Annotated in this window: 9 protein-coding genes; 3 read left to right on the forward strand and 6 right to left on the reverse strand. The window is 64.0% G+C overall.

Annotated features, from left to right (window positions below):
- Window positions 1–82 precede the first annotated feature (82 nt).
- Window positions 83–1,177 (reverse strand): glycosyltransferase family 4 protein, encoded by a 1,095-nt coding sequence (locus tag AC1DXM_RS03085; RefSeq protein ID WP_477231698.1) that lies wholly within the window; start codon window positions 1,175–1,177, stop codon window positions 83–85.
- The gene (locus tag AC1DXM_RS03090; RefSeq protein WP_477231699.1) at window positions 1,174–2,586 is read right to left on the reverse strand and encodes a lipopolysaccharide biosynthesis protein; all 1,413 of its coding nucleotides are present in this window, start codon (window positions 2,584–2,586) and stop codon (window positions 1,174–1,176) included. Before AC1DXM_RS03090 ends, AC1DXM_RS03085 begins: the two co-directional genes overlap by 4 nt.
- 233 nt (window positions 2,587–2,819) lie before the next feature.
- Here AC1DXM_RS03090 and AC1DXM_RS03095 point away from each other — a divergent pair, with 233 nt between their 5' ends.
- Genes AC1DXM_RS03095 through AC1DXM_RS03105 form a run of 3 tightly spaced genes read left to right on the forward strand, consistent with a single transcriptional unit; the run spans window position 2,820 to window position 7,621 of the window.
- On the forward strand, window positions 2,820–4,964 hold the full coding sequence (locus tag AC1DXM_RS03095; RefSeq protein ID WP_477231700.1) for a GumC family protein: 2,145 nt from the start codon (window positions 2,820–2,822) through the stop codon (window positions 4,962–4,964).
- 3 nt (window positions 4,965–4,967) lie between these two features.
- Window positions 4,968–6,095 (forward strand): glycoside hydrolase family 5 protein, encoded by a 1,128-nt coding sequence (locus tag AC1DXM_RS03100; protein ID WP_477231701.1) that lies wholly within the window; start codon window positions 4,968–4,970, stop codon window positions 6,093–6,095.
- Window positions 6,092–7,621, forward strand: coding sequence for a hypothetical protein (locus AC1DXM_RS03105; protein ID WP_477231702.1), 1,530 nt, complete (start codon window positions 6,092–6,094; stop codon window positions 7,619–7,621). Before AC1DXM_RS03100 ends, AC1DXM_RS03105 begins: the two co-directional genes overlap by 4 nt.
- A gap of 44 nt (window positions 7,622–7,665) precedes the next feature.
- Here AC1DXM_RS03105 and AC1DXM_RS03110 read toward each other — a convergent pair whose 3' ends face one another.
- The 4 genes from AC1DXM_RS03110 to AC1DXM_RS03125 form a co-directional block, all read right to left on the reverse strand.
- The gene (locus tag AC1DXM_RS03110) at window positions 7,666–8,331 is read right to left on the reverse strand and encodes a hypothetical protein (RefSeq protein WP_477231703.1); all 666 of its coding nucleotides are present in this window, start codon (window positions 8,329–8,331) and stop codon (window positions 7,666–7,668) included.
- 375 nt (window positions 8,332–8,706) lie between these two features.
- The gene (locus tag AC1DXM_RS03115) at window positions 8,707–10,359 is read right to left on the reverse strand and encodes an FAD-binding dehydrogenase (RefSeq protein ID WP_477231704.1); all 1,653 of its coding nucleotides are present in this window, start codon (window positions 10,357–10,359) and stop codon (window positions 8,707–8,709) included.
- A 61-nt stretch (window positions 10,360–10,420) separates the two neighbouring features.
- Window positions 10,421–11,770, reverse strand: a complete 1,350-nt coding sequence (locus AC1DXM_RS03120; RefSeq protein WP_477231705.1) for an aldehyde dehydrogenase family protein — start codon at window positions 11,768–11,770, stop codon at window positions 10,421–10,423.
- Window positions 11,767–12,132 (reverse strand): hypothetical protein, encoded by a 366-nt coding sequence (locus AC1DXM_RS03125; protein ID WP_477231706.1) that lies wholly within the window; start codon window positions 12,130–12,132, stop codon window positions 11,767–11,769. Before AC1DXM_RS03125 ends, AC1DXM_RS03120 begins: the two co-directional genes overlap by 4 nt.
- Window positions 12,133–12,149 lie beyond the last annotated feature (17 nt).

Genomic DNA, 12,149 nt, shown 5'->3' on the forward strand with positions numbered 1-12,149 from the left:
TCCGGGAAAAGCGCGCAGCGCTTTCCCTTGGGAATTGCGCAAAGAAAAGACAAAGAGCGATTCACCGTTTCCGTGAACCGCTCTAGGGAAGCAGTAGCGCCTCGTAGCCGGCACACATCTGGGCCGGCGAGTACTTGTCCTTGAGCCGCCGTCCGGCCGCCGAAAGCCTGGTCATGAGCTCCGGCCTTGCGATCATCTCGGCAAGCCCCGTGGCCATGCCGGCGGCGTCGGCCTCGACGAAGATCGCAGCCGGTTCGCCGTCCTGCGCGGTCAGCACCTCGCGCATCACCGCAAGATTGTTCGCCACCACCGGCAACCCGGAAATCGCCGCTTCGACACAGGCAAGACCGAAGGTCTCGCTCGTCGACGGAAAGGCGTAGACATCGCCTGCCGCCAGGAATTCGAAAATCTGTGCCGGCGGAACTTCGCCGACCAGATGCAACCGGTCCGCCACGCCCCGCTCCCTGGCAAAGGTGACAAGCGTCTCGAGTTCCGGTCCGACGCCGGCCAGCGCCACATGGATGTCGGACAACCGTGCAAGTGCCCCGACCAGCGCGATCTGGTTCTTCGTCCGCGTCAGGCGTCCGGACGAGACGGCAAGCCACGCATTGCCTGGCAAGCCGAAGCGGGCACGCGCAGCAGCCTTGTCGAATTGCTCACGCGGCGCCGATACACCGTGATCGATGCGATGGAGGCGGCGCCGGTAGGCTTGCGGATAGTGATCGAATTGCGCTTCGGTCCAGGCCGAGTTGACGATGTTTGCGTGATAAAAGCCGGTCACGCCCATCAGCTTGTCGATCCGGGAGAGCAGGCCCATGGTGCCCTTGGTATGCGGTGCGCCGCTCTGGTTGGCGACGATCTGCCTGACCCCGGCCAGTCGCGCGCCGATCGTGCCGAAGATATTGCCATAATGCTGATAGGTGATGACGGCATCCGGCCGCGCCTTGCGCAGATAGCTCACCAGTCCGATGGTCGCCCGGATCTGTCCCGGCAAGCCTTTTGGCGGCTCGGTAAGGATGAAATCGGCGCTGGCGTCGTGGTCGAATGCGTCGGTCTTCCGGTACATGAAGACGGTGCGGACATCATGGCCACGCACCCGCAATCCTTCACCCACCATGTCGGAAACGCGTTGCGCACCGGCCGCCTCCGCCTGAGTCTGGACCTGCACGATCTTCACGTGCGGTCTCTAAGCACAGGACGGGAAACGGCTGCCGCCTTGCCCATCGCGAGGCCGAAGATGGACGGGTTTATGCCTATTCGGCGCCGTGCGATCGACACCGCAATGGCAGTCCAGGCAATCACCGTTCCGGCGATAGTAACCGCCGCGCCGACCGGCCCGAAATAGTAGGTCGTCGCGGCCGTCGCGGCGAGCCCCAGCACGTTGACGATGATCAGCACCTTGAACAGTGCATGCTGCAGGCCGGTCAGTTGCAGCAGTATCTCGATAGGGCCGCAAGCGGTGGCGAAAGTCGCGCCGATGCCGAAGATGACGAGCGTCGTACGCATGGTCGGCGTGTCATAGGCCGGATTGAAAATGGACAGGATGAAGCCGCCGAAAAGCCAGAACGCCGCCAGCACGCAGAGCGCAATGGCGAAGCTGCCGAGTGCCGCAAGGCTGGTGATGCGCTGCACATGCGCCCTGTCGCCGCTGTAGAAGGCGCTCGAAATCTGCGGCGCCAGCGCCTGGTTGATGCCGTTGAGCGCCAGTGCCACGAAACGGGTTGTCCGGTCGGCCACGAAGATGGCGCCGGCCGGCACCGGCCCCAGGATCATGGCCACCAGCAAGGTGCTGACCTGGCCGAGCGCCGGCGGCAGCGAGGTGACGCCCCACAGGCCAAGTGTCACCGTCTTGAATTCCTGCTTTTGCGCTGGGCTGAGCGGGCCGCGCTCGGCGCGCGCGGTTTCGCGCAGCAGAAGCACCGTCTGTGGCACGACCGAAAGGATGAGCAGCCCGGCGGTCAGAAAGGTCGCTGCGACCGCACCCATCTCGATATGCAGGAAGCGGCACCCGAGCATGGCGGCAATGGTCGCCGCCCGCCATATGATATCGCGCGGCAACAGGCCGTAAATGAGTGCATGCTTGGCGCGGAAGGCGCCGGAGGTGAATTCCGACCAGCCGAGCGAGAATGACAGCACCGCGGCAGCCAGGCACAGTGATAGCCATTCGGGCGTGCCGCCGCCGACGAACGGCAAAAACCCCGCCACCAGGATGAGCAGGCTGGAGACGACAAGCCCGAGCAGCGCCACCAATATGGCGCGCGCCATCATGCCATGCGCCGAATTGAGGTCGCCGAGGCCGGCATATTGCGGCCAGAACCTGAGCACGGTGCTCTGCTGGCCAACCGATGCAAAGAAAGAAACCAGGCTGGCGCCGGCGTATGTGGCGCTGTAGAGGCCGAACTGCCGCTCGTCCATCACCATCGCCACGGCCACGAACATCAGGAACGACAGGCCGGCACTGGCGAGCTTGATCACACCCGCGACCGCCCCGCTCCTGGCGAGCGCGGGGATGGACATGCGCATGTCGGCTGCCGGATTGCCGCTCCCAGCCATTGCGGCTTTGTTGTCGCTTATGTTGTCATCCAAGATCGGCTCCTGTGACGACCGGCAATGGCCTTGCCCCCGCGGCAGCCGAACCGACCCTGAAACCTGTCCCTGAATAGAACAAAAACTCCCGCAAGCGCCAGCCCGAACGCGACGAATGGTTACTGGCGCGCCTGCATACAAAGGTGAAACGCTTTGGTAACCTTAACGAAGGGCTAACGATAATGGGAAATAGTGCGGGGTGTAGAGTGACGTGACTCTGCAGAGGAAAAATGATGAGTCCTGCCAGCATCGACGATCGCACGCTTCCACCGCTGTTTGATATCGCGGCGCTCTGGGCGATTCTTTGGGGCCGTCGCCTGATGATTTTTGTCATTACAGGTGCCGTACTGCTGCTGACGGTGCTCTATCTCTTGGTGACCAGCCCGAGCTACACGGCAACAGCCTCGATCCTGATCGACCCGCGCGATTCGCGTTCCACCAATTTCAACAATGTTCTTCCCGGCATCGGCTCCGACAGCGCCGCCATTGCCAGCCAGGTCTTCGTCATCGAATCGCAGGATCTGCTGGGAGACGTATTCGACGGTCAGAAGGTGGAGAACGATCCCGAATTCTCGGGCCGTGGCCTGGTATCGCGGCTGTTTTCCATATTCGGATCGGACAAGAAAGCCACGCGCGACGCGACCTTCAAGCGCTTTCAAAAAGCGGTGACTGTGGAGCGCGAAGGGCTCACCTATGTCATCAATGTCAGCTTCACCTCGAAATCGCCGGAGACGGCCGCGCGCATCGCCAACGCCATCGTCGAGCGCTACCGGACCGGTCTTGCCGGAGAGCGCGAAGGCGCCAACAGCGATGTGAACTCCCTCCTCAACGACCGGATCAAGGGCCTGCAGAAGGACGTCAGCGACGCCGAACGCGCGGTCGAGGATTTCAAGACGACGCACAGAATCGTCGATCCGACCGATGGCGGTACGCTGCAATTCCAGCTCGACCAGCTGACGACGCAGCTGATCACCGCCCAGGGCGACGCCGACCAGGCAAGGGACCGCTACAATCAGGCGCTTGCCGTGGGCAGCTCGCCTGCGGGTCTGGCCAGGCTGGCGGAAATCCTGTCCTCCAATTCGGCCATCAAATTGCGCGACGACTATAACCAGCGCGCCGCCGAACTTGCCAATCTCGAAACCATGTATGGGCCGCGCCATCCGGCGATCGCACGGTTGCGGTCCGAGCTCGAACGGATGAACCGGCTCATGGGTGCCGAGGCCGACCGTATCAGGCAGCAGTTGAAGGCCAGCTACGATCTCGCAGCGCAAAATGTCGGAAAGTTGCAGGCCAAGCTCGAAGCCTTGCGCCAGCAGTCTTCCGACTCGAGCCTTGCCCAGGTGCAGCTGCGGCAGCTCGACTCCAAGGCCCAGGCCGCACGCGGCGTCCTCGACGACTATCTGAAGCGCGCCAAGGAAACCTCGCAGATGGAGGGCGTCCAAACCTCCGAGGCGCGCACGATCGCCAAGGCTTCGCCGCCACTGCAGCCGACATGGCCGAAGCCGACCCTGCTCCTGCCGGTGAGCGCGGTTCTCGGACTTCTCGCCGGATGCGGTCTCGCTCTGGCGTTCGGCCCGGTCCGCCGGCCCGAAGACGAACCGCAGGCGCCCGAGGAAGAAGTGGTGCCGGCGGCCCAGCCGAGGCAGGACGCACCGCGTACCGCTACCCAGCCGGCTCCGCAGCCGCTGCCGGCCAGTCTGGGCGAATACCGCGTGCCGGCCAGCGGCACGGCGCTTTCAGGCATCAAGGCAATCAGGGCCTCACTGTTCCAGGACGGCGACGAGGCGCTTTCGCGCGACGTGCTGAAGCTGATGCGGCAGATCATCCTGCGCCTGCACGACCATCCCAAACCCTTTGTGCTGGCCGTGTCCTCGACGCGCGGCAGCCTCGAGGCAAGGCTTGCCGGCGCATTGATCGGGATCAGCCTGCAGCGGGTCGAGCAGAACGTGCTGGTTGTTGAAATCGAAGGCCAGCCATCGGCTTCGGCGGACCACGGCCCCGGCATATTCGTCGACAGCGCCAGCGGCCTGCGAACCGCCATCTGCAGCCCGCAGGGGCAAAAAGGCGGCCGGACCTTGGGCGACGTTCTGACCGAGGCTGGAAACGCCTTCGACTTCATCCTCGTCAGCGCCCCGGCCTTCAGCGAAAAGGCCTGGTCCCCGGAGTTTTTCACGCGGGCTGATCTGACACTTCTGGCGCTGACCCCGTCGGAGCAGGCAGCCGACGCTGCCGCCCTGTTGGCGCGACGGCTGGGCGTCGCCCAGATCGGACGCAGCGCCACACTGGTGATCGCACCGCAGACCGCGCAGCCGGCCGCGCGCACGCCTGTGCCGCCGTCCGGCGCCGATTGGCGCCGCAGTTTGGCTGCGAGGAGCTGATCCGTGCCGGCGGATCTGACATCGCTGCCGGTGATGTCACGGCGGCAAGCGCTCGCGCTGGCCGGCGGGGCTGTGCTTGCCACCTTCCCCTTTCCGGCCTCCGCCACGACGACCGCGCGCAGCGTTCCATCGCGCGGCTTCAACCTTCCGGGATGGCTCGATCGCGAGGCAGGGACTGCTCCCGCCACTGCGACGCTGGAAAAGCTGCGCCAGTTGGGGTTCGAAACCATCCGCTTGCCGGTGAACAGCGATCTTATCTCGACCGGCGACACGGTCGGGCTCCGCCGCATCCGTGACGGCGTCACCGACCTTGCCGGGCTGGACTTTGCTGTTCTCGTCGACATGCACCCGTCCGCCGACCTTCACGCCGCTTTCGAGCGCGATCCGGCAGGCGCAAGCGAACAGGTGGTGCAGGCGTGGACGGCCTTGCGTCCCGTCATCGCCGATCTGCCGGCGGCCTCGGTCTATCCGGAGCTGCTGAACGAGCCGCCGATGGAGCGCGCCGTCTGGCTGGCGCTGCGCGACAGGCTTGCCGAGACGCTGCGCGCAACGTGTCCGCGCCACACACTGGTCTGGGGCCCGGCACGCTTCCAGGGCATATGGGAAATAGCCGATACGCCGCCTCTGGCCGACGACAACCAGATCGCCGCCATCCATTTCTACGCACCTATGGCGTTCACTCATCAATGCGAGAACTGGGATACGTCGCCGCTCGCCCGCATGGCCAACCTGCCTTTTCCCGCGACAAGGGAGACCCCTGCGGTCCGCGACCTCATCGCAAGACTGCGCACTGCCGGCGACGAAGAAGCCGCTTCCCTGCTCGAGAAAGAACTTTCGAACCCATGGACGGCGGCCGCGATTGCTTCGAACTTTGCCGAGGCCGCACGCTGGTCGGCGGCTCATGACTGTCCGCTGATGCTGAACGAATTCGGCGTGCTCAATTTCTGCGTCGATGCGCAAAGCCGCGCCGCCTGGATCCGCGCCGTGCGCGAGGCCGCCGAAGCCAACCATATCGGCTGGACCTATTGGGAGCTCGACCAGGGCTTTGGCTTCATCCCCAGCAGGCAGAGCACGGAAGGCTTCGACGCCTCGATGATGGCTGCCCTCCTGGGCGAGGCGGGCCAGCTATGAGCGTCACCGGAGCCTATCCGCCAGTCGGCCTGCGCGCGCAAAGCCTGGCAGCCCCGCGCGACGCACTGCTGCATGTCTGCGTGTCGCTGATCGTTGTCGTCTTGACGGTTTCGGCCTTTGCGGTCTGGACCCCGTTCGGCATTGCCGCGACCTTCCTCCTGACGCTAATCGTGTCCAACGCCCTGCCCGCGGGCGTTCCCGTCCTGATCATCTGCGCCTTCCTCTACCAGAACCTCGTGGTCACCTGGTACACCCCTTACATCCCAGACAACGATACGTTCGATTCGCTGCGCGGTACCAATTTCGTCATCCTGATGAGCGCCTTCGGCATTTTCCTTGCCGCGTCGTTCCAGCACCGCGTGCGCGCCCTGATCGAATTGCGCTTCTGGCTGCTGCTCAGCCTCGTGCTCTGTGGAACCATCACCTTCTATCTCGCCCTGGGGGTCGTGCACGGCCAGCCCAAGGACGCGGTCGTCTATTTCCGCAACACGATCACGCCGCTTGCCTGCTTCCACATCGCCGTGCTCGCCGCCAGCCTCTATCCGGTCGACCTGCGCAAGAGCATGTTGTGGCTCGGTGCCGGCGCGGTCGTCTACGGATATCTGGAATTGATCTTCACGATGAATTTCCTCAGCCTCTTCCATGGCGACCTCTACATCGAACGCAGCATATCGCGGCAGATCGAGACCGGCGTCTGGGAGAAGGCGCTACAGGAGACCGGCTTCGTTTTCCGTGGGCTTGAGGACGTGATGACCACGACCTTCTTCAACACGCCGTTCTTCAACGACATCCTGCCCAGAGTCTTTCGTGTCGGCGGCCCGAATTTTCATCCGATCAGCTATGCCTATGCCCTCAGCATCATATCGGCCTGGCTGCTGTTCAAGGGACGCTGGCTGCTGCCCATTGCGGCCTTGCCGCTGCTGCTCGTCATCGGCTCCAAGGGCGCGACGTTCCTGCTGCTCATCGCGCTCGCCACGCGCCTGATCTACAGCCCCTCCCGTGCCGGCTTTACGCTCACCGCCGTCATAGTCCTGGCTTTAGCCTGGACGACCGCGGCAATCGGCTATGGCGCAACGCATGGGGACTATCACGTGCTTGGCTTGACGGCCGGCCTGCGCGACTTCCTGGCCAACCCGCTTGGACAGGGACTGGGCTTTGGCGGCAATTTGTCGAGCACCAGCCTCAATCTCAGCTGGGCCAACGCCCAGGCGGAAGGTGTCGCCTCCGTTCCCGTCGAAAGCGCCGTCGGCGTCATGCTCTATCAGATGGGCATAGGCAGCTTTGTCTTCTTCGGCTTCCTGGCGGCGCTCGCCATGGCGGCGCGGCGTCAACTGATCGAAACCCGCGACCCGGATTTCCTGTTCGGTTTCGTCGTCATCGTCACCATCTCGGCCAATGCCGTGCTGCAGGAAGAAGCCTTCTACTCGCCGCTTGCACTCGGCTTCTGCCTGCTGCTCGTCGGCGTGTCGCTGGGCACGCGCTGGCGCGAACTGGCGATGCAAAGAGCAATTCCAGGAAAAGTGTAAAACGGTTTTCCGTCCGGAATTGCGTTAAAACAAAGAGAGTGCGATCACGGGCCGAACACCACAAGCTCGGTGAAGGTCAGGTCGCCAGGCGCCGGCGGCTTCGGACCCTTGAAGTATTTTATCCCCCGGTTGGCGAAGTAACGGCCGAACAGGCCAGGGATGGGCTCCTTGGCGTCGACAAGGCAAAGCAGGATCCCCCTTCGCAAGACAAAGCGCCCCAAGGCGCCGGCACATCGGCTCAGATCCGCCGGGGAGCGGCAATAGACGATCTGGGCGCAGGGGATGAGACCATGCAGTATTCGGCGCGGCATCAACACCAGCGGAGACGCCACCCCGTCACAAATACAGACCAGAGAGATGCAGCCCAGCGCGGCGTGTTCCAGGACGATGTATCTTTCGCCGTCGGAGAGCATCGCCAATTCGGCAAGATCGGGACGAACCTCAAGCACCCGGCACGACCGCACCGAACTCAAGGCGGGTAGGAAGGCAAACTGTCCATTGGAAAAAAGCTGAAAGCCGAGTGCCTTGTTGGCCTTCAATGTCGAGGGCGCCGGCGAAATGTTGGTGAAGGTCACGTCCCTCCGCCTGAGGATCGCCCAAATCAACTTCATGGCCTGGGGACGGTACCCTTCGTCCACCGTCCAACTGGAAATGTTGCAGCGGATTTCATCGCCTTCACGGCCAGGGAAGCGGGCGTAGAGCGTCAGCACAACGCCAACGATCCGGCCGGCATTCTCCAAGGCAAAACCGTATTGGGGAAAATCGGCGACGACGGGACGCTGCGACAAACGGGCAAGCGCCCGCATCCAGTAGTTGCGGCTGCGTTCTGGAAAGCCCCGGAGCAGGCAATCGGCTACGCCGTCCCAATCAGCCTGGTGAATTGGCCGGCAGTTGAGATCGGGAGGGAGGGTACCAAGTACTGCCATAGTCGACCCGCGAACACGATCAAATTACCAGATCCATTCACCCCCAGGTTCCCAATAACGCAGGACGATTAACAATCTCCTCTGCGGTCGGGAAATATCCCCGCTATGGCACCCGATGATGGCCTGTCTCGGCGTCGATGGCAGGGTTGGCCAGGGTTGTCACCTGCCCGCGGCGTGCCGGCCTGCATTCCTGCCGGAAAAGATGCAGCTGCCGAGAAATGTCCCTTCCAGCGCATTGTAGCCGTGATAGCCGCCGCCACCGCCGCCAGCCACTTCGCCCGCCGCATAGAGTCCGGCAATGGGCTCGCCATTGCCGTCGAGAACCTGCGAATTGAGGTTGGTGTGCAGGCCGCCCAGCGTCTTGCGCGTCAGGATGTTGAGGCGCACCGCAATCAGCGGCCCGTGCTTGGGGTCGAGTATCTTGTGCGGTTTGGTCACCCGGAAAATCTTGTCGCCGATGTAGTTGCGGGCGCCGCGGATGGCCGTGACCTGCGCATCCTTGGTGTAGGCATGCTCGACCTCGCGGTCGCGCGCCACGATCTGCGCCTTGAGCCGGTCGTAGTCGAGCAGATTGTCGCCTGACAACGCGTTCATCCCGGCGACCAGGTCGGCCAGATTGTCGCGGACGACGAAGTCCTCGCCCTTTTCCAGAAACGCCGCCACCGATGGCGGCGCCTTGCCGCCGCGCCGGTTCTTCAGCACGGCCCGCCAATCCTTGCCGGTGAAGTCGAGATTCTGCTCCGAGCCCGACAGCACGAACTCCTTCGAGGCGATCGTCTTGGTCAGCACAAACCAGGAATAATCGTGCCCGGTCGACAGGATGCGCTTCAGCGTGCCGAGCGAATCGAAGCTCGGAAAGAACGGCGCCTCCATGCGTTGTCCGAGCGCGTCGAACCATAGCGGCGACGGCGCCGACAGGATGCGGATGCCATGGTTCGGCCAGATCGGATTCCAGTTCTTGAGCCCCTCGACATAGTGCCACATGCGGTCGGCGTTGATCACGGCGCCGCCGGCGTCCTGCGTGATCGCCACCATGCGGCCATCGACATGGTGCGGCACACCGGCGACCATCCGCTTCGGCGCCGGCCCGAGCCGATCGACCGGCCAGACCTTGCGCACCAGCTCATGATTGCCGCCGATGCCGCCAGAGGTAACGATCACGGCGCCGGCCGAGAGTTCGAAGTCACCAACGACCGTGCGGTTCGACTGCTTGCCGCGCTCGACGTTGGACGCCTCCAGGATTTCGCCAGCGACACCGGTGACCGCGCCGTTGGTCTTGATCAGCCGGCTGGCCTGATGGCGGAATTTCAAAGTGATCAGCCCCTTGGCGACGTGATCGCGCACGCGCCTTCCGAACGGCGCGACCACGCCCGGCCCAGTGCCCCAGGTCAGATGGAAGCGCGGCACCGAATTGCCGTGGCCATTGGCCAGCGCGCCACCGCGCTCGGCCCAGCCCACCACCGGCCACCAACGCATGCCCATGCCGTGCAGCCAGGGCCGCATCTCGCCTGCGGCGAAATCGACATAGGCTTCCGCCACTTTCCTTGGCCAGTGATCCTCGGGCCGGTCGAACTGGGCTGAGCCCAACCAGTCCTGCCAGGCGAGGTCGCGGCTGTCCCTGATGCGCAAGCGGCGCTGCTCGGGCGTGTTGACCAGAAACAGGCCGCCGAGCGACCAGAACGCCTGACCGCCGAGAAAACCGCCGCCTTCCTGCTCGACGATGATCACGCGCTTGCCGGCATCGCCGAGTTCCGCGGCGGCGGCCAGGCCGGCCAGCCCGCCGCCAACGATGATTGCATCCGCGTCAGCCATTGTCGTAGCTCCTGTCTCGCCTTTGCGATGCTGCCTTGGGATCGTTGCTTGCCACTCGGCACTATCCCAGCAGCGCGTTCCAGATGATACGCGGCAGTTTCAGGACGCTCGGCCGGTAGTGAAACTCGGTGATCAGCCGGCCGACGATGTGCGCCCTTTTATGTGTCAGAAACCACGCCGGTTTCGGCATGATGCGGAACGGCGCTTCGAGCACGCTGCGCTCGGGCTTGTCGAACAGGTAGGTGTTGTGGACGACGCCGATGCCGCTCTGCACGTCGTCGAGCGTGTGACCGGGGAAAGCGCCCCAGGTCGGCCGCAGCAGCGCAAACAGAACGCCGCTCCAGGAATTGATGCCGATGCCGCCATAGCGCAATTCGGCAACGATCTCCTCGAAGCGCGGCCGGCCGATCTCGGCAATCGTCTTGGGATGGATGAGAATGTTGGCGGCCAGCGTGCCGTGCAGCTTTTCATTGGCGTAGGCGATCGCGCCGCGCAGATAGGATTCGGCGTTGCCTGCCGGCAGTCGCAAGACGCTGAGCGCCGGCGCGAACACTTCGGCGTTTTCGAGATAGGCGTCGGTGCCCGGCCGGAACGGCACCACCACGCAGGCTGGCCCGCCGGGCCGCCCGAATTTCTGCACGCTATCGGCATGCGCCTCGAACGCGGCGAGGCGCTCGGTGGCACCTGGATAATAGGCCGGCCGCGACGGCGCCTTCTGCATCACCTTTTCGAGTGCTGCCAGCAGCGCATCGGATTTGTTCCAGCTCTCCGGCAGCACCAGCATCTGGCAGGCGATGCAGTTGAAGCCGGAATTGTTGAGCTTCTGGGTTGCGATCAATTCGGCGTGGTAGGCGATGTCGGCATCCGACCATGGGCCGGGCACCACGATGGTCGGCGCCACCCCGCCGAGTTCCGAGGTGATGCGCCTTCTGTTCCTTGGCGTGCCCGCCGCCTTGTTCTTGCGGCCCTCCTCGCCCGGTCCCCAGACGATCGCATCATGCGAGGCGGCGGCACCGGTGATGTGGATGTTGTCGACCAGATCGTGGTTGCACAGATAGGCACCGACATCGGCACCGCCGCGCACGATGCGCAGCGCGCCGAACTCGATCAGCGGCCGCAGCGCCGGCCGCAGGAAATCGATGAGATAGTCGTTGACCGGGTTCATCTTGAGCAGAACGACCTGGTGTTCGACCAAGAGCTTGTGCAGGCAGTCGAGCGGTGCGATTGAGGCGACATTGCCGGCACCGAGCACCAGCCCGATCTTGCCCTTGCGGCTCGTCGGCGGCGCGTCATAGGCCGATGCGGTGTTCTCGGCCAGGTTGGCTTTGGTCACACCCGGCTGCATCCAGATCTCGGCCTTCAGCCCGGTGAACAGCACCTTGTCCCAGACCGAGTTCGGAACCACCGTCACTGCCAACTGTCCACTGGGCAGAGTGCGGACCGGCAGCCTGTCGAGAACGCCTTGCCCTCCATCAGGCTCAGCGTGTGGATGAACTGGTTGCAGCCATCCATCAGGGCCGCCGGGCCGGCCAGCCATTCCTCGCCTTCCAGCGGCGAGCCGGTCGGGATGCCCTTCTTGCGGGTGGCGGTCTTGACCCATGCCTCCGCGACCTCGCGTATATGGTCCTTGACCTGCCGCAGCAGCGCAACGCGCTCGCTGTTCGAGGTTCGCGCCCAGTCGTCCTTCCTGGCATTGAGATCGGCCAGAGCCAAATCGAGTTCGGCTGCCCATTCAGGCTGCATGGGCTGGGTTTTGACTGCCTTTGCGACCATCGTGTCCTCCTCCATCT

It is taken from the genome of Mesorhizobium sp. P3_A2, from assembly GCF_056403115.1.